The sequence below is a fragment of the Oscillibacter ruminantium GH1 genome, assembly GCF_000307265.1.
Lineage (GTDB): Bacteria > Bacillota > Clostridia > Oscillospirales > Oscillospiraceae > Oscillibacter > Oscillibacter ruminantium.
This window is the reverse complement of sequence record NZ_DF158899.1, coordinates 184,914-207,932: the sequence shown is the minus strand read 5'-3', so window position 1 is coordinate 207,932 and position 23,019 is coordinate 184,914. Positions and strand designations below refer to the sequence as shown.

23 protein-coding genes and 2 pseudogenes are annotated in these 23,019 nt (G+C 53.0%); 14 read left to right on the top strand and 11 right to left on the bottom strand.

All coding sequences use genetic code 11. The annotated features are described in order from the left end of the window. Nucleotides 1-109 precede the first annotated feature (109 nt). On the top strand, nt 110-934 hold the full coding sequence (locus ON16_RS11205) for a polysaccharide deacetylase family protein (RefSeq protein WP_051131710.1): 825 nt from the start codon (nt 110-112) through the stop codon (nt 932-934). A 370-nt stretch (nt 935-1,304) separates the two neighbouring features. After that, nucleotides 1,305-2,063 (top strand): LysM peptidoglycan-binding domain-containing protein, encoded by a 759-nt coding sequence (locus tag ON16_RS11200; RefSeq protein ID WP_243441820.1) that lies wholly within the window; start codon nt 1,305-1,307, stop codon nt 2,061-2,063. 154 nt (nt 2,064-2,217) lie between these two features. Here ON16_RS11200 and ON16_RS11195 read toward each other — a convergent pair whose 3' ends face one another. Then, nucleotides 2,218-3,204 (bottom strand): FUSC family protein, encoded by a 987-nt coding sequence (locus ON16_RS11195; RefSeq protein WP_158441621.1) that lies wholly within the window; start codon nt 3,202-3,204, stop codon nt 2,218-2,220. A gap of 224 nt (nt 3,205-3,428) precedes the next feature. On the opposite strand from ON16_RS11195, the gene ON16_RS15075 reads away from it, so the two are divergent. The 4 genes from ON16_RS15075 to ON16_RS11175 all read left to right on the top strand — a co-directional run bounded on the left by ON16_RS15075 (nt 3,429) and on the right by ON16_RS11175 (nt 6,496). Next, the gene (locus ON16_RS15075) at nt 3,429-4,664 is read left to right on the top strand and encodes a GH25 family lysozyme (RefSeq protein ID WP_144032098.1); all 1,236 of its coding nucleotides are present in this window, start codon (nt 3,429-3,431) and stop codon (nt 4,662-4,664) included. Nucleotides 4,665-5,080: 416 nt separating this feature from the next. Continuing rightward, a complete protein-coding gene (locus ON16_RS11185; RefSeq protein ID WP_040662447.1) occupies nt 5,081-5,554 on the top strand; it encodes an SAM-dependent methyltransferase in 474 nt (157 codons plus the stop codon). A 14-nt stretch (nt 5,555-5,568) separates the two neighbouring features. Beyond that, complete coding sequence (locus ON16_RS11180; RefSeq protein WP_051131708.1) at nt 5,569-6,162, top strand: GNAT family N-acetyltransferase; 594 nt, start codon at nt 5,569-5,571, stop codon at nt 6,160-6,162. Continuing rightward, entirely contained in the window at nt 6,119-6,496 is a 378-nt protein-coding gene (locus ON16_RS11175) for a nuclear transport factor 2 family protein (RefSeq protein WP_158441620.1), read from the top strand. The genes ON16_RS11180 and ON16_RS11175 overlap by 44 nt, the downstream gene beginning before the upstream one ends. A gap of 756 nt (nt 6,497-7,252) precedes the next feature. Here the strand turns inward: ON16_RS11175 and ON16_RS15805 are convergent. From ON16_RS15805 to safA, 3 genes are all read right to left on the bottom strand, one after another. Beyond that, complete coding sequence (locus ON16_RS15805) at nt 7,253-7,426, bottom strand: hypothetical protein (protein ID WP_158441619.1); 174 nt, start codon at nt 7,424-7,426, stop codon at nt 7,253-7,255. An 87-nt stretch (nt 7,427-7,513) separates the two neighbouring features. Next, nucleotides 7,514-7,780 carry a GNAT family N-acetyltransferase gene (locus ON16_RS11165; RefSeq protein ID WP_040662438.1) on the bottom strand — a complete coding sequence of 89 codons (267 nt, stop codon included), beginning with the start codon at nt 7,778-7,780 and terminating at the stop codon, nt 7,514-7,516. A gap of 75 nt (nt 7,781-7,855) precedes the next feature. Then, a complete protein-coding gene (safA, locus tag ON16_RS11160) occupies nt 7,856-8,461 on the bottom strand; it encodes a SafA/ExsA family spore coat assembly protein (RefSeq protein WP_040662435.1) in 606 nt (201 codons plus the stop codon). 455 nt (nt 8,462-8,916) lie between these two features. Here safA and ON16_RS11155 point away from each other — a divergent pair, with 455 nt between their 5' ends. Both ON16_RS11155 and ON16_RS11145 read left to right on the top strand, forming a co-directional pair. Further along, on the top strand, nt 8,917-9,390 hold the full coding sequence (locus ON16_RS11155) for a hypothetical protein (protein WP_040662433.1): 474 nt from the start codon (nt 8,917-8,919) through the stop codon (nt 9,388-9,390). Between the two features lie 405 nt (nt 9,391-9,795). Continuing rightward, a complete protein-coding gene (locus ON16_RS11145) occupies nt 9,796-11,400 on the top strand; it encodes a potassium/proton antiporter (protein ID WP_040662427.1) in 1,605 nt (534 codons plus the stop codon). Between the two features lie 215 nt (nt 11,401-11,615). On the opposite strand, the gene ON16_RS11140 is transcribed toward ON16_RS11145, so the two are convergent. The 5 genes from ON16_RS11140 to rpmE all read right to left on the bottom strand — a co-directional run bounded on the left by ON16_RS11140 (nt 11,616) and on the right by rpmE (nt 14,938). Then, nucleotides 11,616-12,251 (bottom strand): YigZ family protein, encoded by a 636-nt coding sequence (locus ON16_RS11140; protein ID WP_040662424.1) that lies wholly within the window; start codon nt 12,249-12,251, stop codon nt 11,616-11,618. Continuing rightward, entirely contained in the window at nt 12,226-12,780 is a 555-nt protein-coding gene (locus ON16_RS11135) for a GNAT family N-acetyltransferase (RefSeq protein WP_040662419.1), read from the bottom strand. Before ON16_RS11135 ends, ON16_RS11140 begins: the two co-directional genes overlap by 26 nt. Before the next feature lie 5 nt (nt 12,781-12,785). Continuing rightward, nucleotides 12,786-14,069 carry a GTPase HflX gene (hflX, locus tag ON16_RS11130; RefSeq protein WP_040662417.1) on the bottom strand — a complete coding sequence of 428 codons (1,284 nt, stop codon included), beginning with the start codon at nt 14,067-14,069 and terminating at the stop codon, nt 12,786-12,788. Nucleotides 14,070-14,096: 27 nt separating this feature from the next. After that, nucleotides 14,097-14,603: a flavin reductase family protein gene (locus ON16_RS11125; RefSeq protein WP_040662414.1), complete on the bottom strand. Its 507-nt coding sequence runs from the start codon at nt 14,601-14,603 to the stop codon at nt 14,097-14,099. Between the two features lie 131 nt (nt 14,604-14,734). After that, entirely contained in the window at nt 14,735-14,938 is a 204-nt protein-coding gene (gene rpmE / locus ON16_RS11120; RefSeq protein ID WP_040662411.1) for a 50S ribosomal protein L31, read from the bottom strand. Nucleotides 14,939-15,325: 387 nt separating this feature from the next. Between rpmE and ON16_RS11115 the strand changes: the two genes are divergently transcribed. Further along, nucleotides 15,326-15,910 carry a hypothetical protein gene (locus ON16_RS11115; RefSeq protein WP_040662408.1) on the top strand — a complete coding sequence of 195 codons (585 nt, stop codon included), beginning with the start codon at nt 15,326-15,328 and terminating at the stop codon, nt 15,908-15,910. A 71-nt stretch (nt 15,911-15,981) separates the two neighbouring features. On the opposite strand, the gene ON16_RS11110 is transcribed toward ON16_RS11115, so the two are convergent. Both ON16_RS11110 and ON16_RS11105 read right to left on the bottom strand, forming a co-directional pair. Continuing rightward, nucleotides 15,982-17,163 (bottom strand): aminotransferase class V-fold PLP-dependent enzyme, encoded by a 1,182-nt coding sequence (locus ON16_RS11110; RefSeq protein ID WP_040662405.1) that lies wholly within the window; start codon nt 17,161-17,163, stop codon nt 15,982-15,984. Between the two features lie 275 nt (nt 17,164-17,438). Beyond that, entirely contained in the window at nt 17,439-17,918 is a 480-nt protein-coding gene (locus ON16_RS11105; protein ID WP_274531954.1) for a LysR substrate-binding domain-containing protein, read from the bottom strand. Nucleotides 17,919-18,114: 196 nt separating this feature from the next. On the opposite strand from ON16_RS11105, the pseudogene ON16_RS11100 reads away from it, so the two are divergent. The 5 genes and pseudogenes from ON16_RS11100 to ON16_RS11085 all read left to right on the top strand — a co-directional run. Next, nucleotides 18,115-18,911: pseudogene (locus ON16_RS11100) on the top strand (shikimate dehydrogenase); the annotation flags it as partial. Between the two features lie 6 nt (nt 18,912-18,917). Further along, a pseudogene (locus ON16_RS16455) lies at nt 18,918-19,079 on the top strand (sugar phosphate isomerase/epimerase); the annotation flags it as partial. Nucleotides 19,080-19,183: 104 nt separating this feature from the next. Continuing rightward, a complete protein-coding gene (locus tag ON16_RS16015) occupies nt 19,184-19,411 on the top strand; it encodes a hypothetical protein (RefSeq protein WP_051131706.1) in 228 nt (75 codons plus the stop codon). Further along, a complete protein-coding gene (locus tag ON16_RS11090) occupies nt 19,408-20,946 on the top strand; it encodes an oxidoreductase (protein WP_051131705.1) in 1,539 nt (512 codons plus the stop codon). Before ON16_RS16015 ends, ON16_RS11090 begins: the two co-directional genes overlap by 4 nt. Before the next feature lie 352 nt (nt 20,947-21,298). After that, complete coding sequence (locus ON16_RS11085) at nt 21,299-22,909, top strand: sensor domain-containing diguanylate cyclase (protein WP_081579671.1); 1,611 nt, start codon at nt 21,299-21,301, stop codon at nt 22,907-22,909. Nucleotides 22,910-23,019: the final 110 nt, after the last annotated feature.

Here is a 23,019-nt window from a genome sequence, read left to right as displayed (position 1 = left end):
ATATGCCGATGGCAACTACAGGCTCTCTTATGCATAATTTCACAGTGATCGCGCAAAACTGAACACAACTGACAAACGGTTTCATGCCGGAGAAAGAAGGTTGTGTTCCTTGTCTAATTCCATCCGGATACGCGGTGCTGCGCTTGTCTATTCTCTTTTGTTTGCAGTATCGGTGCTCAGCGGTTGCGGCTGCTCTTACAAGGGCACCGTCACAACAACGAACGGTTCTGCCTGCATTCCAGCGGTACAAACAGCCAACTGGGGACTTTCCTTTCCCACGGAGGGGCAGACCCCCATAGGCAACGCCAGCGCCGAAGAACTGGCCAAGTACCACGCCTACTATGTAGGAGACACCGCAAATAAAGTGATCTATTTGACCTTTGACTGTGGGTATGAAAACGGAAACACGGCAAAAATCCTGGATGCGCTGAAAAAACACAATGCACCAGCGGCATTTTTCGTGGTGGGGCATATGATCGAATCTGCCCCGGAACTGGTACAGCGGATGGCAGACGAGGGGTATATCGTGGGCAACCACACCTATCATCACCCCGACATGTCCGCCATTGCCAATCAGGCGGCTTTCCAAAAAGAATTGGATGACGTGGCCGCACTGTATTACAAGACCACAGGAAAGGAACTTTCCCACTATTATCGCCCTCCGAGAGGTGTGTACAGCGTAGAAAACTTGCGTCAGGCCGATGCGTTGGGTTATCGAACAATCCTTTGGAGTCTCGCATATGTGGACTGGTACGCTGACAATCAGCCCACAGCAGAACAGGCATATAAAAAACTGCTTCCACGCATCCACAACGGCGCCATCGTCCTACTGCATCAAACCTCATCTACCAACGCGGAGATCCTTGACGAGCTGCTAACCAAATGGGAGGACATGGGCTATACCTTTGCCTCGCTCGATGAACTGCCACTGTGAGATAGACCGCGACGGCTTGCCGCTACCATGGCGCAGAAGCGAAAAATAGAAGCTGTTTAATACGCGATACACCAGAACCAGATATAAAAAGGCCCTCACCGATCAATTAAGATGGGTGAGGGCAATTTCTTTTGTGCGGGCATTATTCGGGGTGATGGTTCTAATAGGGCCGGCAGCGCCCGCACTGGGTTATCGAAGCGGTTGGCTTGATGAAAAGCTGGCGGCGGCCGGACTGGGGACGGCGGTGTAGTATATAAAAGTCCGCCCGGGTAATCTCCGGACGGATTTCGCAGTTTAAGCGCTATGTGCTAATAGGCGGAAAAGGGAACATTTTCGCAAACCAATCATATCATGTAACGGCAGCATCATATTGATTGGAAAGGCAGTGAAGCCCATGTCCTCATGCCCGATAGGAACAGGTTCATATACCGTCCAGCCCGGAGACTCGCTGTGGCTGATCGCCCGGCGCTTCCAAAAGACCATGCAGGAAATCATGTCCGCAAATCCTATGTTGGATAAAAACAATCTGCGTATTGGACAGATCATCTGCATTCCTTATGCAGGTTCTCCGCCCCCGTCCCAGAGTATCAGTAAGACTGAGCAGACGTTGAGCAATCGAATGCGGTTACTGTGGGAGCAGCATGTCTATTGGACGAGGCTGTTCCTTGTCAGTGCCGCTTTCGGACTGCCCGACACGCAGCTTGTTGCAAATCGCCTTCTGCGAAATCCTAAAGATTTTGAAGCAGCCTTGAAACCATTTTATGGTGAAAACATTGCCGCAGCATTTGCGGAACTGTTTACAAGACATCTCACGATAGCCTCTGAACTTGTTAGCGCGGCAAAAGCTGGCGACAGTGCTGCTGCTGCCGATGCCGAGCGGCGCTGGTACGCAAACGCGGATGAAATTGCGACCTTCCTGAGTAGGATCAATCCATATTGGTCGGTGCAGGAATGGCAAAAAATGTTGTACGATCACCTCGCAATGACCAAGGCGGAAGCCGTTGCCATATTGACTCAGAAGTATGAAGACGGTATCAACATCTTTGAGAGGATTGAGCAAGAAGCACTGGTGATGGCTGATGCGATGACACAGGGACTCATAAGGCAGTTTTTTCAAAACTACAGATAAGAATTCTTTATAGAAATCTAACAGGTGCCGATTGGATATGGCCTTGTAAATATAAGACTCCCCGGGGCTTATCAGACGGCAGGCCCCGGGGAGTTTTTGCGTTCTTGATTTTTGCATCCGGCTACTATGTGAGATGCACACGAAAGACATCGTATTAGGAATTTTGGAGGCTCTTATCCCAGCGGCGGAACAGCCGATTCCAGAAAAACAGGCTAACCACCGTGACCGCGGCTCCAATCAAATTGTTGACAATGCGGGTAGCTGCCGCTGTATGGGCGGGCAGCAACAGGGTAGCCGTCACCAGCGCACTGAAGGAATTATAGGCCGTTTTGATAAAATAGGACGTGATAAACATGGAAAGGAAGCCCGCCAGCAGGATTACCGCTGTCTGATAGCTCTGGGGAATCAGCCAGCCGAACAGCGTCAAAAACAGGACGCAGCCCAAAATGGTGGCTGGAACCCGCAATCTCCGCCGGTGAATCAGCTCCTCCTCCACGGGGGTCATCAGCGACAGAACCGTCAGATTTACCCACATGCTCTTTGGAATGCTGAGCAAATCTCCAACCAGCATCGTGGGGATCAGCGTGCCAAGAAGACTCATGGCCCAGCGCTCCCACGCTCCGTAGCGGGACAGCGGTGCAGTCAGTGCCGCCAGACCGGCCCGTCCGCAGGTTCTGCGGTTAAACATCCAGTGGACCAGACCGATGAAGCAGCCGATCACCGCCAGACTGACCATCCGCTTCCAGAGCAGGTCGCCGGACACGTCATAGCCACGAAGCATCACAAAGCCCATAAGAAACGGCAGATAGGCACTGCGGCTCTCGTCCCGGCGGGTGGCCAGCAATACGGCGCCTAAAAACAACGTATCTATCGCAAGCCCCAGCAGGGGATGGAGCGCAGACCACTTCGCGCACAGCCCCATGGCTACCAGCAGCACCGGTATCAGTGCCCCGCTGTAAACTGCGGCCATGCCGAAGTCTGCCTTTAAAAATATCAGCAGGCTCATCAGCAACACCACGCCCACGATGCTGTTTTCCCGGCCGAACAGGGCATTGTAGCCGCTGATGAACAGCACGCAGAACAAAAACACGGAAAGTTTTCCGGCAATCATCCGCAAAATAGTTCTAATTTTTCCTTTCATATCACAAATCACCGGGAAGCAGTATACCATGGGTGTGCTTTCCAGTAAAGTCAACAATCTGTGAACAACTGCGCGGCCCCAAAATCGGGTAGTCGTGATGATACCATTATGAAAATAAAAATCTTAAGCGAAATATAGGAGGACGCCTTCACACAGAACTCACAAAGATCATCATCATTCCATAATATACGTTGATGGAGATATCATTGTGGGAATAGATAGAGGTGACAAAAATTAAAAATTGCTGCAAAAAAATATGGGTGCTGTTCATTGCTATTCTGTGTATTTGTTCCTTTTCCGAGGTAGTTTCAGCAGAAGAATATGAGGGGCTCGATGTAAGCGTTTGGCAGGGCACTGTCGATTTTATGGAAGTAAAGAGCGACGGCAAGCAAATCGTCTATATTCGAGCTGGATACGGCTTGTCCGAAGACACGATGTTTCGAACAAACTCGAAAAATGCAAGAGATGCAGGAATGAGAATGGGCTTTTACTTTTATGTGACTGCTCAGGATGTGTCCGAGGCGAAAGCTCAGGCAGAATATTTTGCTTCGCTGATCTCCAATGAGCCTTACGATTGCCGTCCAGCGGTGGATTTTGAAATATTTACGGGGCTTACAGACGAAGAATGTATCGAGATCGCGCTTGCTTTTTCCGAAACACTGGCGAATAAAACCGGAGAGACACCGCTGTTTTATACGGATGTAGATCATGTGGAATATCTCTGGGGCGACCGTCTGACTGATTATCCATTGTGGGTGGCGAATTATGACGTGAGCGAGCCGGAGTCTATCGGCGCTTGGGACAGCTGGGTGGGATTTCAATACTCCGACACAGGAAACGTGAACGGGATTGATGACAATGTTGATTTGGATAGATTCACTTCAGACGTACTTTTGGAAAGCAGCGACACGGAATTGCCGTTCATAGATGTCGCACAAGATAATTGGTATTATAAAGCAGTTGCCTCGCTTTATGATGCTGGACTGGTAAAAGGCGTAAGCAACACGGTGTTTGCTCCGGATGAGGATGCGGAACGTGCGGTTCCAGTAACGATTCTTTACCGGCTGGACGGCTCACCAAATGTTTCGAGTGAATCCGTCTTTGCTGATGTATCGTCTGATTCGTGGTATGCCGACAGCATTGCATGGGCCGCTGATAACGATATCGCAAAAGGAATCGGCGGAGATCTGTTTGCGCCGGATAAAGGCGTCAGCAGGCAGGAAATGGCTGTTTTCCTGTATCGCTACGCAGTTTACAAGGATTATGATACCACAAAAACAGACAGCATGGAGAGGTTTACGGATTATGATCTGGTTGCCGATTGGGCGGAAGACGCCATAAAATGGGCCGTGGGGATGGGAATCATTACCGGTACCAGATCGGATATGCTTGCGCCGGATGCGGCTGCCACGCGGGCGGAGGTGGCGGAAATGGTATATCGAATGATGGAAGCGTACTGACGCACCGCTCACATTTTTTTTGCATATCCGGTATGTGCGTCAAACACATGCCGGATAGGTCAATCATCTGAAAGGGACAACCACATAGATGGCTCTTTCGGATAATATGTTAGGAAGACGTACTTCTTAATAGTTGTACTTGGGGGACACGCCATTCGCATTCGGGAAATTTTGCACCACGCGCAGCGGTCGAATTTATTGTTCGCCTTAAATTTTTCATGATGTTCCTCAGGACAGGCAATTGCAGCAATTCTGAGCAACTCAATAAATTGAAGAATGAGGCACAGCGCATTTATAGAATCTGACAGAGCAATCAATCAAAATTTGTCTCGGAGAAAATAAATGCTTGAAGTATAAAAAACTTCCGCTACAATGGAATTACGACGTCGTAATTCTGTTTTACGGAGGACATCCATATGAGCTATTCTATGAATCCGGTTGGCAAAATTCACGCAGATGAAGATGGTTGTTTTATTGAACTGGAACGGAGATTCATTCCTGCCATGGCGGGGATGGAAGGATTTGCGTTTATACAGGTGCTTTGGTGGTTTAGCGACTGTGACAACGATCAGTCGCGCACAAGTCTGGTTGAGAACAAACCTTATCGGAACGGCCCGGATGTTATGGGCGTTTTTGCCTCCCGATCTCCGGAGCGGCCGAATCCCATTGCCGTCACGGCTGCTCAAGTAACTTATCTGGACCACGACAGAGGTGTTATCGGCCTTGGCTGGATCGACGCGAATAATGGAACACCGGTGCTAGACATCAAGCCCTATACTCCCAGCGTTGACCGAGTGGAGGCCCCGGCTGTTCCGGACTGGTGCGCCCACTGGCCGAAAAATGTGGAGAGCAGCGGCGAGTTCGACTGGAACACGGAATTTAACTTTTGACAGAGGACCGCGCTATGAGTTTGAACGATTATATTCTTGAAAAGCCAACGCTGGAAACGCCACGCCTAATCCTGCGCACGATGACAGCGGCGGACGCACCCGATCTGCGCGAATGGACGCCGAACAAAGCACTGTATAAGTTTTGGGGCAAAAACCCCGGTAAGGCAGATAAGAACCCGGAGCTGATGTTTGCCGCTCCTGTAAAACCAACTAAGAGTTTCCATTGGGGCGTTCTCTGCAAGGCTGACAGCAAAGTCATCGGCGAAGTATGGGTCTACCTGATCGAAAGTGACCGCATGGCCAAAATGGCCGTACGGTTATCGGAGCAATATCACGGGCGGGGCTATGCAACGGAGGCACTGCGCACGGTTGTGAGGTTCTGCTTTGAGAAAACAGAGCTTAAACGCCTTTGGGCGGATGTAGATATTCGCAATAAGGCTTCTTGCCGCATGTTGGAAAAGTGCGGTTTCATTCAGGAGGGGATGATTCGACAAGGGAAGATGGTATCAACGTGGTGCGATTATTATCTTTATGGACTTTTGAAAGAAAATGGAGGTTTTATGCTTGACTGCATTAGAGAAAGAGACGGCAATAACGGCCTATTTTAATATGTGGGTGCAACGGGAGTTCTCAAAGTTAGATACCATTTTCGCGAAGGATATATATTATTGTGAGTGCTATGGACCAGAGTATTACGGACTGTCCGAAATATATCAGTGGATCGAAGCAATGCTGCAAAAGCAAAAGGTGTTGGAATGGCGCATAAAAAGATTCTTTCATGAAAATGATTCTGTTATAGTCGAATGGTTTTTTAGAGAGCAACAAAGTTCCATTATTCACGGCTTTGATGGTGTTTCTATTATAGAATTTCAATCTGATAGAAAAATACATTCTATAAAAGAGTTTGAATCAAAGTCCGATCATATTTCGCCCTATCATTAATAGAAAACAAGGGAGAAAGATTATAGACTCCGCTGTCTTCAATAGAATGAGCATTGCTCTGGCTCGCCAGAGTTGCCGGCTATGTTGATGCAATTCATATAAAAACGGGAACCCCCAGGCTACCAACGGTTGTTTGGTAGTCTGGGGGTTGTGTTTTTAATTGGAAATTAGGCTTTTTTGCCGATAGCTGGATAGCAGGGTGTCGCAGGTCATGGAATCAGTAGTGCGGTACGCTCGTCTTTTTTACAGGTCCTTGAGGACCCGCTGCGTATTGCCTCACCCGGCATGTTTACAATGCGGTCCCCACTGCGCGGTCAAAGATTTAATGAGTCAATGTGTGTCGGCAACCGGTCTGGGTGATTTGTTTTTGCAAGATTGTTGATCCACCGATGTACCTTTTCCTGCGCCAGTTCATCCTATCTGAATCCCTAAAATTTCTTTTATGTGCTTTTTCTTGTTTTTTATATCCGTAAATTGCGGAAGGCGAAAGCACAGCCTTTGCCTGCGCCGTTTTAGCGCCCTCGTCAACCGCGGATACCTGGTGTCCATACACAAATTTTTTGCAACCTGATAGAGACGAAATACCGGATGAAGCCAAGGTGGGACAAGCGCTCCAAATCGAATGTAATTGCCGACGATAAGAAGCTCATTGAAAGTTACAACGCCGTGGTCAAGGAACGTGCATGTGGAGATTTTATTTTGATAGGCGACGATTTTTGGCATATAAAATGACCGCCCCATATGGGGCGGTCAGAATCAGAAGGCATAGTCGGCGCTTTTGACTAATCTTTTCAGAGCATCCAATGAGCTTGGCGGATCTTTCTCAGCCAAAATTTGCGCCTGAATGAATTTGGGAAGGTCGTTGAAGTATGCTGCGGCCTGCGGCTCAGGTCCGATATTGGCATACTGATCGGTATAGGTCAAATCCATATTATCACCTCTGCTGCTAGTTTGCCCAGAGGAAACAAAAATAGCATTGCAAAAGTTGGACGTTCGTATGGAAAGGAACGGTTTTGGTCAAAGCAGATCCGATGCCTCCGGGTGAGCGGAAAACCATTTTGAAGCGTAGCTGCAGATTGGACGAGCCTTCATTCCATCAGTGCGAATCTGGTCCACGGCAGCAGAGACTAGCTGAGAGGCGATCCCGTGTCCGCGCAGGGAGTCATCCACAAAGGTATGGGTAATTGCTGCCAGACCGTTTCTGGAGGGAAAATCAATTTCGGCAACCAACTTGCCTGATTCATCCTGGGCATAAATTCTGCCGGGTTCTTTTATAAAATCCATATCATTCACCTCGGTAGAAACGTATCACGGAAGGCTCAATGCTGAATATCGTAAAAGCAACACGGGGAAAGAAAATCAGCCGATGAACAGCTGCGTCCAGTAATGGCCGTTTGCCACATAGCCTACGCCGATCTGCTTATAAGAGGAATTCAGAATATTGGCGCGGTGGCCGCTGGAATTCATCCATGCATTTACCACGGCCTGTGGGGTAGTCTGGCCATAGGCAATGTTTTCACCGGCAGACTGATAGGTGAGGCCGAAGGACTTGATCATCTGGAACGGACTGCCGTAGGTGGGACTGGTGTGAGAGAAATAGCGATTACTCACCATGTCCTGAGACTTATAGCGGGCGATACGGGAAAGCTCCCAGTTTGTATTGAGCGCAGAAAGCCCGTTCTTCACGCGGATTTCGTTGACAAGACGGATCACTTCATTCTCAAAGGCCGTGACGGAGGAATCAACCTGAGGAATAGCAAGAACCTGTCCCGGGTAGATCAAATTGGGGTTGGACACGTGTGGATTGGCGAGAATGATTTCGCTGGTGCCAACCTGATACTTCACGGCCAACTTCCACATTGTGTCCCCGCTTGCGACGGTATGGGAAAGACTGGCGGCAGAGACGGGAGAGACGATCGCTGTGGTCACGAGAAGCGCCGCAAGGGCGGAGACGATCTTTTTCATGGGAAAACCTCAAAAGCAAAATATTTTCTTGCAAGAATACAATGATTGTAACTAATTTGTAACTATTTATCAACCGGTAAAATGTTCCTGCAAATTGGGCAGAATGTGTCAGGGGCTTGAATCGCCCACGAGCCATTGCCGCCGAGCGGATAGAAAACCTTTCGCGCCGGGTCGCTGGCGCGACTGCGCGACTGCGCGGCATTGCGGATGCTGGAGACGTTTTTTGACACATGCCCCATCACCATCATCTTGCCGATTTTAAATTTGGCGGACAGTGTGGGACATTGAATAAAAAACGCGGGGCAGAGTTTTTGGGGCTCAACCAAAGCGGCGTAAAATTACGCAAGTAAAATGAAAATATAGTTTTACTTTTGCGCAATCCATGATATAATGGAACCATAGCAAATAGAACATGCTCCAAGAAAATCAAAGAAAATGTCGGGAGGTAAACGATCATGGGCTATCCGCAAACAGGCAACGAGGTGTTTGTCAGCTTTTCACTGTCCAATACGATGCTTTCTGGAATTGGCAAGGGAACGATTACCAGAGAGGAAGTTTCGGTCGATTACTTAAAGGAATTGTTCAGAAAATACGGCGTGGTCGTCTCGGCAAAGCCGGAACAACGCAAGCTGTTGGAAGAGATCAATGATATCTACGACTTGAAGCTGGATATTCCCGAGAATCTGAAGATTATCCACCTCTCGGAAAAGAACCGCCGTCTCGTCGTAATCTCCGTGCAGGGCCTCAAGCGGATCAACGGTTCTCTCCTCCCAGAGTATTCGGAACAGGAATTCCAAGAGGCCACATTCAGCTTTATCAAATACTATGTGCAAAGCCGCCATTATGATGACCTGATTGCGGAGAATGCAAAGCTGAAACGGGATCTGGAGGTTGAGATTGCTTGGCGCACCAGAGAGTGCGACATCTGACCGCTCCGTATGGCACCGCTGAAGCCCTGCGGCGGAAAATGAGAAAATCAAAAACGTCAGCTGTAAAGGGTGCGGCGAGACTCCAAATACGAGTGAAACACGCAAAAGGAAAGAAACGCCCTGTCGGCGTTTCTTTCCTTTTGATATTATTGGCATTAGGCGTTTTGCAGGCACAGCCGGTAAGATACGGGACTCTGCTTAACGAAACCTTAACGGAGGAAGAGAAAAATAAATGCGGCAGGGGTCCACAGAAGTGGCTGAATATGTTATACTAGAATATAAAAATAGGGTGGAAAATGCAGAGGAATGAGACTGCGCGCCGCAGTGCCGGCGTGTCCGGAAACGGTTTTCCGGACCGCTGCCTGTGGGGCTGCCCTAAACAACAAAGAAAGGCGGTGCGTTTGACTGAGTTATTATCTGCTTGCGGTGGCGGTGGTGATCGTAGCGTGTGTAATCTGCAATAAAATTTCCAGCCGACTGGGAGTCCCTATGCTGTTGGCGTTTATCCTGCTGGGAATGTTTTTTGGTTCCGATGGAGTGGTGAAAATCCCCTTCAGCAATTATGCGCTGGCGGAACAGGTTTGCTCCGTGGCGCTGATTTTTATTATGTTTTACGGCGGCTTCGGCACCAAATGGAGCGAAGCAAAGCCGGTGATCTGGCAGTCGTTGTTGCTCTCCTCGCTGGGAACGGTGATGACCGCCGGGCTGGTGGGCCTGTTCTGCCGATACGTTTTGCATATTGCCCTGCTGGAGAGTTTTTTGATCGGCGCGGTCATCAGCTCAACGGATGCGGCCTCTGTGTTTTCCATCCTGCGGTCCAAGCGGCTGAACCTGCGGTACAACACCGCGTCGATGCTGGAGGTGGAGAGCGGAAGCAACGACCCGTTTTCCTATATGCTGACGGTGATCGTCCTCTCGCTGATGAACGGAGAAGTGTCCGGCAGCGGGTTTGCGTACATGCTGTTTGCCCAGATTTTCTTTGGGGTTGTGTGCGGTGTGGGGATCGCGGCTCTGGCGCTGGCGTTTATGAAGCGGTTTCGGTTCGCCTCACCGGGGTTTGACGCGATTTTTATCGTGGCAGTGGCGGTTTTTTCCTATGCGATTCCTGCGTGCATTGGCGGAAACGGGTATCTGAGCGCCTATCTGACGGGAATTATTCTGGGCAACCGCAGAATTCACAATAAGAAGGCGTTGGTTCACTTTTTTGACGGTATGACGGGGTTGATGCAGATGCTGCTATTTTTCCTGCTGGGTCTGCTGGCGTTTCCGTCGCAAATGCCGAGCATTGCGCCCAGAGCCTTCTGCATTGCCCTGTTTTTGACATTTGTTGCGCGCCCGATTGCGGTGTGTCTGATTCTCACGCCCTTTAAAAGCAGTCTTCGCCAGCAGATTCTTGTGGCTTGGGCGGGGATGCGCGGCGCGGCGTCCATCGTATTCGCTATCATGACGGTGATCAATCCCGCCGTGACACACAATGATATTTTCCATATCGTATTTTTTATCGTTCTGTTCTCCATCCTGCTGCAAGGAACGCTGCTGCCCATTGCGGCGCGGTGGCTGCGCATGACGGACGCGGGGGCCGACGTTATGAAGACGTTCAACGATTATATAGACGAGGTCCCGGTGCAATTTATCCAGTTTACCGTGACGGAGTCCCATCCGTGGGCGGGCAAGGCGATTTGTGAGATTGTGCTGCCGCCGGACTCCTTGCTGGCGCTGTTGGTGCGAAAGGGAGAACAAATTGCACCCAACGGCGGGACGGTACTGGTTCCGGGAGACACCTTGGTTCTCAGCGGAAAGGCGGGAGATCGGGTGTGCGGGGTGCAGTTGTATGAGCGAACCGTGCGCCCGGGGGATGGCTGGGCGGGCCGAAAAATCTCGGAGATTCCGCCGGGAGAAGCGCTGGTGGTCATGATTCGGCGGGGAAACGGCGTAGTCATCCCCAGCGGCGATACCATGTTGAATGAAGGGGACGTTCTGGTGGTAAACGACACAAAAAGCGAGAAATAAAGCGCTTTGCAGACTGCTTTTTAAAACGGTCTGCCAGACTGTGCGCTGAAATTTCCAGCAAATGATATGAAAACGCAGCGACTCCGAAATTATCGGAGCCGCTGCGTTTTTTACAGGTCTACTTCACCTTGTATGAAAGCCTCTCGCGGCGTTTTTCCATCGACTGCCCCGCGCTGTAAGCGGCGCATCTGCGGCGTTAAGCTGCTGGCGGTAATCTACCGCGCTTCCCGCGGGCCGGGACGGAAATCCTCTCCCCGCTTTTCCATGGACAGAGTACCGGCGGAAAGCTCCGTTAAGCGAGGGGCAAAAGCCTCAGCACCGCCCAGAGGGAACGCGGCGCGCAGCGTGATGTTCGCGCCGTAATCCGCATTTTCGATCATGCCTCCAGCGGTCGTCAGCTCCAGCTTTATCCGCTCCAGCAGGGGATAGGTGCAGGGAATGTCCCACAGTGTCCACAGGCTCACACAGCTGACGCCGGCGGCATCCAGCGCGTCCTTGGCGCCCCGGGCATACGCTCGTGTCAGGCCGCCTGCTCCCAGAAGAATTCCGCCAAAATACCGGGTCACCACGCAGCAGACGTTGACCACTTCTTCCCGCTGGAACACGTTCAGCATGGGCTGGCCCGCCGTGCCCTGCGGTTCGCCGTCGTCGGCGTAGCGGACCGCGCCGCCTTCTTGAAGCAGATAGCACCAGCAGTTGTGGCGGGCGTCGTAATAGCGCTTTTTCATTTCCTCGATATGGGCGCGGGCTTCCGATTCGCTCTCCACCCTCCAGATATGACTGATAAAGCGGGAGCGTTTTTCCGTAAATTCGCTTTCTGCCGCTTCAAACGGAACCAGATATCCGCTCATGCCATTCCTCCCGCGTTTGCATATAGTCGTAGGTTTGCCGCCACTCATCCATCTCCTCCACAAATTCGGTAAAGGAGAACTGATAGTGGAACCCACATTTCCGAATTACCCGGGCGGAGCGCCAATTTCCGGCATAGTGCCCGCACCAAATGCGGCAGAGGCCCAAGTCCGTGAAACCGTATTGCAGAACGGCCTCCAGCGCCTCCGGCATCAACCCTTGGCCCCAGTAGCCGGGATGAAGCCCGTAGCCGATCTCATCGTCGGGGCAGCCGGGCTGCTCTCCGGCGGGGTGGCGGCCCACATAGCCGATGGACCCCAAAGCGCGGTGGTTTTCCTTCAGTTCCATGGCGAAAATACCGGGCAGGGAGAATACGTCTCGAATGATGGTCCGGCTTTCCTCCATGCTTTGATGAGGCGGCCAGCCCGCGATGGGGCCAACGCGGGGATCGGAGGCATAGGAGAAGACGTCCTCCGCGTCCTCCGGAGTAAACGGCCTGAGAATCAGGCGTGCTGTTTCAATCTCGGCCAATCCAATCAGCTCTCTTCGTCTGTTTTTTCAAGATATGGGGCCACCTGTCCCAGAACCCGGGGAGCGCACACGGCGGTGACGTCAATGGTTGCCGCGTAATCAACCTTTTCCACCTTTGCCTCCCGGTACAGCATATCCAAAAGTCCGCCTTTGTCATAGGGCAGATGGATGATGACACGCCGAGCGCCCTTGTCCAGACGCCGGTCAATGAGCTGCAAAAGCTCCTGCACGCCCTCGCTGGTTTTTGCCGAGATGGTGACCATGTCTTCTCCCCGGGGCAAAATTTCCCCGCCGGAGAGGTCGCATTTGTTGAAAACCTCGATGCGGGGAAGACTGCTGGCCCCCAGCTCCGAGATCAGGTCTTCCACAACTTGGGCCTGCTGCTGCCACTCGGGGTTGGACACGTCGATGACGTGAAGCAGAAGGTCCGCATATTCCAGCTCTTCCAGTGTGGCCTTGAATGCTTCCACCAGCTGATGCGGCAGCTTGCGGATGAAGCCGACGGTGTCGCTGAGGACCACGTCCAGCGTGTCGCTGACCGTCAGAAGTCGGCTGGTGGTGTCCAGCGTGTCAAACAGGCGGTTGTTGGCGGCAATATTCGCGCCGGTGAGCTGATTTAGCAGCGTGGATTTGCCCGCGTTGGTATAGCCAACGATGGCCACGACGGGAATCTCGTTTTTTCGCCGCTGCTGGCGCTGTGTGCCCCGAACCCGGCGGACATCCTCCAAGTCGGCGCGGAGTTTGTCGATCTTCTTGTGGATTAGGCGGCGGTCGGTTTCCAGCTGGGTTTCGCCGGGGCCTTTCGAGCCGATGGCCCCATTGCCGCTGGTGCCGCCCTGACGCTCCAAGTGGGTCCACATACCGGTCAGGCGCGGGAGCAGATATTGATATTCCGCCAGCTCTACCTGAAGGCGGCCCTCTTTCGTTTTGGCCCGCTGGGCAAAGATATCCAGAATCAGACCGCAGCGATCCAACACTTGAATACCTAAAAGCTCTGTCAGCACCCGCTGCTGGGAAGGGGACAGATCATTATCGAAAATGACCATGGTAGCCCCCACGTTTTCGCAGTAGAGCTGTACTTCCGCCACCTTGCCCTCGCCAATAAAAGTGCGGGGATCGGGCTTTTCGCGGTTTTGGAGGATGATGCCCTCCGTTTCGCCTCCGGCGGTTGCCACCAATGCGGACAATTCCTCCATGGTAGTCTCGTCGGCGTTTTCTTCTTTGCGCAGCACCGGGGAGTTCAGCCCCACCAGCACCACTTTATCCCGAATTTCGTTTGTTTCCTGCATAAATCTCCTTTTCCGCCTATCCGGCGGTTATGCCTGATAGGCCTCCACGACCTCGCCCACATACATGCGATGCCAGTCGCCCTCCTTATAAAAAGGCTCGGCTGCCGCCTGATCAATCACACATTCCGGCTTCATGTCCTGCGCATACAGCTTGCGGCACACCAGCACCAGTTCCGCCTCGTCGAAAAACGGGGCGTCGCCCGCGCCATAGCGCACCGTGAGGCCGCAGGCCGCAATTTTATCAAGATCCCGCCCGCTTTTTGAGCCGCACAGATGCAGCGCGTCGCGGCAAGATTCCGGCAGGACGGACACGGTGAAATAGTCGTGGGATTCCATAAACTGAAAGGTATAGCGCGACTGCCGCACGTATACCGTGCAGACAGGCTTTTGCCAAAGCTCTCCCAAGCCGCCCCAGCCAATGGTCATGGGGTTGCAGATGTTTCGATCTCCTGCGGTCAGCAGGGGCGTCCGCCCCGTAAACAGACGGAGCGTCTCCAGAGAGAGATCTCTGGCGTTGACAGGTTTCAGGCGCATGGCAATCGTCTCCTTTATTTTAAAAGCATAGCGTTATTATATCCGTCCCGCCAAAAATTGTAAAGCGGGCAAATAGACGCAAAAACCCCGTATCCTTACGGATACGGGGTTTTGTGAACGTGTCAGTGGACTTATTTGCCCAGACCGAACTTCTTATTAAACTTGGCCACGCGTCCGCCGGTATCGACCAGCTTCTGCTTGCCTGTAAAGAAGGGGTGACACTTAGAGCAGACTTCCACCTTGATATTTCTCTTGGTAGAACCTGTCTCAATCACATTACCGCAGGCGCAAGAAATAGTAGTCTGCTGATAATCGGGATGGATTCCTTCCTTCATTGCTCTTGTTCACCTCTTTCGATCCGACTCGATTTTATTCAGTGCCCTCTCACAAAGGCACAAGTTAGTCTAGCACAGTTTTTCGAGGATTGCAAGATCTTTTTGTAGAAAATTTGTAAAAAGAGGAGGAAGTTCTGCTCTCGCGGCTCTGGACGATTAGAGAGGCAGATAAAAAGTCCAAAATGGACAAATCAACCAAATTTTATCCGACTATTTGCCATGACATTCCCGAGCCAACAGGTTTTTCACACGGTGTTAACAGGGGTGGGAGGGGCCTTTGCACCCGCTGAACGGGATTCCACGCTATAATTAAAACTAATAAAAGGGCTGACGGCAGAAGTGGGAGAAGGCTGCCTGCTGAACAGTTACAAGAAGGAGCGAATCATCATGGAAAAAGAATTGAATGAATACCTGCGGGAGGGCGAAACGGTCCGCTGGAGCGGACGCACCGCGCCGTTTCCGCTGATGGGCGAGCGGACAAGAGAGCAGATCATTTTCAAATGGGTGGCCACGGCAGCCGCGACCTGCGCACTGCTGGGAACTTACTGCTCACGGGATGGCGCTCTTAGCTGGAAGTTTATTGGACTGGTTGTATTTGTGGCGCTTCTGATCATTGCAACACCTTGGATCGAGCAGGGAAGCATTATGAAACAGAAGTATTTCGTTACCAACCAGAGAGTTATTTTCCTCATGCGGGACAAGAGCATGTTCTACATGGAGCTTTCGGAGTTGGACGGTGTGCAGCGGGTGAGCCTTAACGGCGAGGCGGACACCTTGGTGCTGGGCAGCGTTATCTTTGAGGATATTCGCCGCCAGCTGCGCTGGAGAGCCTGCCATCCCAAGACGAATCTGCAGGGGCAGGAGGGTCAGGACAAGGCGATTGGTCTGGTTCTCTATGGAATTCGGGACGCGGACATCGTCCAGTCCCTGCTTCAGCAGGCCACGGCGGTCAAATCGGCTAAAACAGCTTGAATTTTATAAAGGAAGACGCGTGGCGGGAACACCCGCCGCGCGTCTTTTTGCAGGGAAAGGAATGCCGAGTTTCAAGGGGCAGAGAGGAAAACAGGCCGTTGGCTCAGAATCTTTCGGATGGCCCGCAGGCATACGTCCACTTCCTCCGAAGTGTTTTCCGGTCCGAAGGAAAAACGAACCGTCCCCTGGGGAAAAGTGCCAAGAGTCTGATGGGCGCGGGGAGCGCAGTGAAGCCCCACCCGGGTCATGACCCCGGCCTCCTGTTCCAGCGCATAGGCCAGCTCCGCGTTGTCCGTGAGTGAGAAGTCCACGCTGACCACGCCCAAACGCTCCGTCAACCGGGATGGATCGGAAATTCCCGCGACTTTTGCTTGCGAAATGGCTGAAAGTCCCTCTAAAAACCGGGAAGTCAAGGCCATCTCGTGCCGATAAGCCGTTTCCGTGCCGTTTTCAAGCGCTGTCAACGCCTGCCGCAGACCGATGATGGCGGGCAGAGGCAGGGTGCCGCTCTCGAATTTGTCCGGCAGAAATTCCGGCTGATCTTCCAAGTCCGACTGGGAACCCGTGCCGCCCTCAATTACCGGGCACATCGCCGCCGCCAGCGGCGGTGTTACCAGAAAACCGCCCACACCCTGAGGCCCCCGCAGACTTTTGTGGCCGGGAAAGGCCAGAAAGTCAATCGACATACCTGCCATATCGATGGGGTAGATTCCTGCGGTCTGGGCTGCGTCCACCGCGAACCACACGCCCCTTTCCCGGCAGAGCGCGCCGATAGAGGCCACAGGCAGAATCGTGCCGCAGACATTGGAGGCATGGGTGCAGAGCACCGCCTTCGTATTGCGCTGAAAGCAGTCCCGAACTGTTTGGGGGTCCAACGTGCCGTCCGGTGCGCATGGGGCGACACTCACTTCCACGCCCGATTGGGCCAGCGTATACAGAGGGCGCATCACCGCGTTGTGCTCCATGGAGGAGACGATCACATGGTCGCCGGGAGAGAGGGTTCCCTTCAAAAACTGGTTCAGAGCGGCGGTAACTCCGCCGGTAAAGCAGACGCAGGCGTCCTTCGGGGCGGAAAACAGCCGCTTCAGCCGCTCCCGAGTATCCAGCACCTGACCCAGCAGCTCATAGGATCGCTCATAGCCGCCCCGGCTGATGTTGAACGCCCCGTTTTCAATCAGGTCGGCCATTGCCCGGCCTACGCCGGGGGCTTTGGGAAATGAGGTGGCGGCATTGTCGAAGTAAATCGTATCCATGGTGCTCCTCCATCTATCGTCATTGGCTTTATTTTAATAGGAATATGGCGGCGGTTCAATCGGTGGATGGAATCGGAGAATTATATATATCGAAGAAACCGATATGCAGAGCGCTCCAGCGACAGTTTTCAGAACTGGCGCCGGAGCGCTTTAATCTGGCTTTTGCACAGGCAAAAGGTGGGCTGAAAACAGAAAAGAGGAGTTATGCGGAAATTCTCTGAGTTCCATTGATTTTGTCTATCCAAGCAAGGACGGACCTTTCAGCTTGGCTATTTTTACAGGTGGGTTGTCCGCCGCACATAGTCGGTAAAATTCCGGGCGGCGGGGGGCAGGGACCGGTTTTTCAGCGTTGCCATATAGAAAATGCGCTCCCAAACGGGGTTGGAAATCTGCAAAATGCGGACGTTCAGCCGCAGGAGCAGTTCCATATATGGAACCACGGCAATGCCAAAGCCCTGAGCCACCAGTCCGGTGATTACCTGATTCTCCGTTACTTCGTAGGCCAGGGTGGGGGCCGCGCCCAGCTTTTTGAACATCCCGTCCACCACATGGCGCAGTCCGGAACCGGGGCCGAAAAAGATATAGGGGTAATCCAGCGTGTCCGCCAAATCCACAGTATGATGCTTTGCCAGCGGATGCCCGCCGGGGACGATCAGAACCAGATCCTGCTGAGACACCGGGGTGAAGTCCACGTCTTCATCCCCCGTGGACGAACAGAAAACCACGTCGTAATCGCCGCGGCGCAGGCCGTCCAGCAGCCGGTGATGTCGGAATCGAAGCGGAAGTCCACATGCCGACCCTCGCTCTCCTTTTTCAATAACAAAAACTATGGATTTAAAAATGTAATTAATTTGTTTTTAAGCTGTACCACCGATAGAATGTGATTTGCGAAGGGAATCAGAAAATCGAAACAGGATGGCGGTCCGTTTTGCCGCCAAGGAGGAAACAAGTATGGAAATCTCGGGAAGGACCCGGCTGCTGGGGCTGATCGGCTCTCCGGTGGAACACTCCGCCTCGCCGGCGATGTACAACTATTGCTTTGAAAAGTATGATCTGGACTGCCGCTATTTCGCCTTTAGCATTCCATTGGAAAAGGCGCGGGATTCAACCTGCGGGAGGCCAACGTGACCATGCCACTGAAGGGGGAGGTGGGTCAGTATCTCGACAAGCTGTCTCCCGCTGCGCGGATCATCGGAACGGTGAACACCATTGTCAATGAAAATGGAAGGCTGAAGGGCTACATCACCGACGGCGAGGGTTATGTGAAAAATCCCCAGTCCATCGGTTCGGACGTGAAGGGCAAAAAACTTACTCTCTTGGGCGGCGGAGCCGCCACCGCCATCATTGCCCAGAGCGCTTTAGACGGGGCGCGGGAGATCGCGGTCTTCAACATGAAGGACACGTTTTTCCCCAAGGTGGAAGCGAATATCCGCCACATTGCAAGTCAGGTGCCATCCTGCAAAATGGCGCTGTACGATCTGGCGGACACTGCGGCGCTGCGCCGCGAAATTGAAAGCAGCGACATTCTGACCAACGCCACCCGGGTGGGCATGGCCCCGCTGGAGGACCAGAGCCTCATCACCGACCTGAGTCTGCTCCGCCCCGGTCTGGTGGTTGCGGACACCGTGTATCATCCGCTGGAGACGAAGCTGCTCCGTGACGCGAAAGCAGCTGGATGCAAGACCGCCCAAGGCTTGGGTATGCTTTTGTGGCAGGGGGCGGCGGCCTTTGCGCTATACTCCGGTGAGATTGAGGAGCAGATGTGCTTTCATATGTGCGAGCTGTTCGGTGTGGAGCAGATCATCTGCGGCATGATGGAGAACTACTCCGTGGAATACACCGCCCAAAAGCTCCGGGAACTGTGCCATCGGGCGGGAAAATATGGCATCGGCGTGGAGCCGATGCCGTACAGCGGAACTTTAAAGGTGTAAAACAGGTCTTAGAGGCCGCGTGGCCTAAAATTCTGGAGAAAAAAATCAAAACTTGAAACGACTTTTTGCCAATTGAGGAGAAATTTATTATGGAATCCCGTATTTCCGGCCATACCCGGCTGTTTTGCCTGATTGGCTCTCCGGTGGGACACTCCGGCTCTCCCGCCATGTACAACTATACCTTCCAGCGCCTTGGCATCGACGCGGCCTACATGGCCTTTGAGGTGCCGTTGGACAATTTGCCTGCGGGCATGGCAGCCATCAAGACCTTCCGCGTGGGGGGGGTAACATCACCATGCCCTGAAAGACGGCGGTGAAGGACTATCTGGACGACCTGTATCCTGCCGCGGCCCTGATCGGCGCGTGCAACACCGTCACCGTGGGGGAGGACGGCAAACTCACTGGTCACAATACCGACGGCAGTCTCAGCGACCGCTCCATCGGCTATTACAGCGCCCGGGCCAAGGGCGGCCCCAGAAAGCCCTGCCTCTTCACAGACGAAACGGTTCCCGGCTTCAAGGCGGCGGCGGACGCCTGCCACCAGTACGGGGCCAAAGGCTCCATTCAGCTCCAGCATGCGGGACCGGAGGGCAGCTCCAAGCTGACGGGCTTCCTCTTGAAAGCCGCCAGCCCCATTCCTGCCCCCGAGGGACGGGAGGTGCCGGAGGCTATCGGCAAAGAAGAATTTTACCGCCTGATCGAGTGCTATGGCCACGCGGCCCGCCGCGCCCAGATGTCCGGCATTGACATGGTGGAGGTCCACTGCGCCCACGGATATTTGGTCAGCACCTTTATCTCCCAGCGAACCAACAACCGCACCGACGAGTTCGGCGGCTGCTTTGAAAACCGGATGCGCCTTGCCAGACTTATCATTGAAAACATCCGCCAAAAGACCGGCGGAAACCTCCCCATTCTTTGCCGCATCAACGCCGGCGACGAGGTTCCCGGCGGACAGACCGTGCAGGATGCGGCGGCGGTGGCAGCTTACTTAGAGCAGGAGTGCGGCGTGGACGCGCTCCACATCACCCGGGCCATCCATCTGGCGGATGAGTTTATGTGGGCCCCCGGCGTGACCCACGGCGGCTTCAATGCCGATCTTGTGACGGAGATCAAAAAGGCCGTGTCCATTCCCATCATCGCCGTGGGCCGGTTCACGGAGCTTGGCGGCAACTTCCGCATTGCCGCCTATCCCACCGGCAAGGGCCAGATCACTGCGGCGATCCGATCCATGATCGTGAAATGTGAGCAGGCGGGGATTGACTTGCAGACGGGTACGGAGGCTGCCGTGAAATCCATTCTGGCGCTGCAGCCAGACGCTGTGATTCTGGCCACCGGCGCCAATCCCCTGACTTTAAAAATTCCCGGTTTGAGTGAATGCGGTTATGTTACCGCGCAGAATTTGCTGGACGGCAAGGTCCGGATGGGCAAGCGGGTTCTGGTGGTTGGCGGCGGCGGCATGGTGGGCTGCGAGGCAGCGGAATTTTTGGCGGAGGGGGGCCATCAGGTGGGAATTATCGAAATGAAGGACGTGATCGCAGGCGATGTGGTACCGGAAAATCGAAAGTTCATGTTTGATAATTTCACCCGCCATGGTGTGGAGCTGCGTCCCGGCGCCAAGGTTGGCCAGTTTTATCCCGCCGGCGTGGACTACGCCCTGATGGACGGAACCGCCGGCTCCATGCGTGAGTATGACAGCATCGTTCTGGCCATGGGCAGCCGCAGCAGCGATCCTTTGAGCGAGGCACTGAAAGAAACTGTGCCGCAGGTCTTTGCAATCGGCGAGGCGGCCAAGGCCCCCGGCAATGCGGTCCTTGCCACCGGCGATGCGCTGGACGCGGCACTGGCCATCTGATTTTTGCGCTGAAAATTTTTGGCGCCAGAGCAGAAGTTAACTAAAAAATGAGCATATATTTCTGAATATTGCCGCCCGGAGGACTCAAAAAGCGAGGTCCGCCGGGCGGCTTTTTTCGCGTCTGCGGATTGTAAAACGCGTGCTTTTTGACAAAATCACTGAAAAACAAATTCTTTCTATTTTTTTTTCCATATTTATGCTACAATGGCTAAAAATGGATTACTATTTTATGCGTCCGCGCATTTATATGCGGACGCTGGACATTCAAGCTGCGTCAACAAAACGCGGCGGGACTTTTCCGTTGCTTGGTATGGCGAGGCAAACTCGTTGAAAAAACGGATGCCGCGCTGCCATGGGGGTTTATACTGTGTACGACTATCATCTCACAATCCATATTCTTGGCGGCAGCGCCGACTTGGAGGAGGCTTTGTGTCAGGTTCCTCTGCCGGAGCAGACCTTTTGTCACATAACGAGGTTTCCCGCTGCGGAGGGGGAATGGACGGCGTGTGACGTTCTGATCGTGAATCTTCCGGACGGAGAGGCTCTGAACCTTTTGCCCCGGATACCGGAGAAGATTCAACTGGTTCTGTGTGTCGGGCAGCAGGAATTGGCTGCCATTCCGACGGGAAGACCGTATGCTGATTTTTGGGTGCGTCCGATTCCGGCGTTTTTTCCGGCTTTTCGTTTTGAAAAGCTGTTGGGAGATTTGCGAACGCAAAGAGACGGATACATTGCGCAGAGCTGTCTGGACACAGTCATCGACAGCATCCCGGATCTAGTATGGTTTAAGGATGTCCGCGGTTCCCATGAGAAGGTAAATGAGGCTTTCTGCCGCGCGGTGGGCAAGACCAAAGAGAATATCCGGGGCCGGGGGCATTATTATATCTGGGATATGACGCCCAAGGACTACGCCGCCGGAGAGTATGTCTGTCTGGAGTCGGAGGAAGAAGTTATCCGAAAAAAACAGACCTGCCTGTTTGACGAAAAGGTATTGAGCAAGCACGGGATGCGCCAGTTCAAGACCGCAAAATCTCCCGTTTTTGACGAGGCTGGTCAGATTATCGGAACCCTAGGGGTGGCGAGAGACGTCACAGACCTTGGAAATATTAGCACGGAGCTTGAAATCTTGCTGCGCAGTATGCCCTTTGGCATTTTGATCGAAGATGACGAGGGCCACATCATCAAGGTCAATGAAAAGCTGCTGGAGTATTTTCAGATTTTCAGGGACCAGATTGAAGGACGGCCCTATGACCAATGGAAAAAAGAACTTTTGCGCAATAAGGTTCAAAGCGACGAGGACCGGGAAATCGTTGTATCGAAGACGGTGGGCGGCGCAAACAAGATTTTTAAATTTCACGAGGATACAATTTTCGATATTTTCCATGATCCGGTGGGGCGGGTTTGCATTTTGCGGGACGTGACGATTGAGCGTGCGCTCCGGGAACGGATTATCCGCAACTCCAACACGGATTTCCTCACGGGACTCTATAACCGCCGTTATTTTTACCGGTATGTCAGTAAGAATCGGGGAACGCAGCGGGTGAGCCTGATCTATCTGGATTTGGACTATTTTAAACAGATTAACGACGCCCACGGACACGGAACGGGGGACGAGGCGCTGGCGCTGGCCGCCCGGCTTTTGAAAGAAGGCTTTCCAAACGAATTCATCGCGCGTCTGGGCGGCGATGAATTTCTGATTTTACTGCTTGGGCCATGGGAACTGGCGGAGTTGAAGAATCGGACGGAACAGATGCTTCACCGAATGAGGGAGGCATTTCAAGACGACCCGCGCATGGATACGCTGTCCGCCAGTGCGGGAATTGCCCAAAGCGACGATCCGAATGAAGAGATTGATGCGGTGATTCAGCGGAGCGACGCGGCGCTCTATGCGGCAAAAAAACATGGGCGGGCCTGTTGCTTCCTTGAGGCAGATGAACGTTTGCAAAAAGGGCAAATGCGCTGATCGGCCTTTTCCCGCGCATTGAAGATCGAAATCGGATTAAACGCAGAAAACGCCGAAAGCGCAAAAATACAGCGCCGAGTCCATAGGTCTCGGCGCTGTTTTAACGTTCG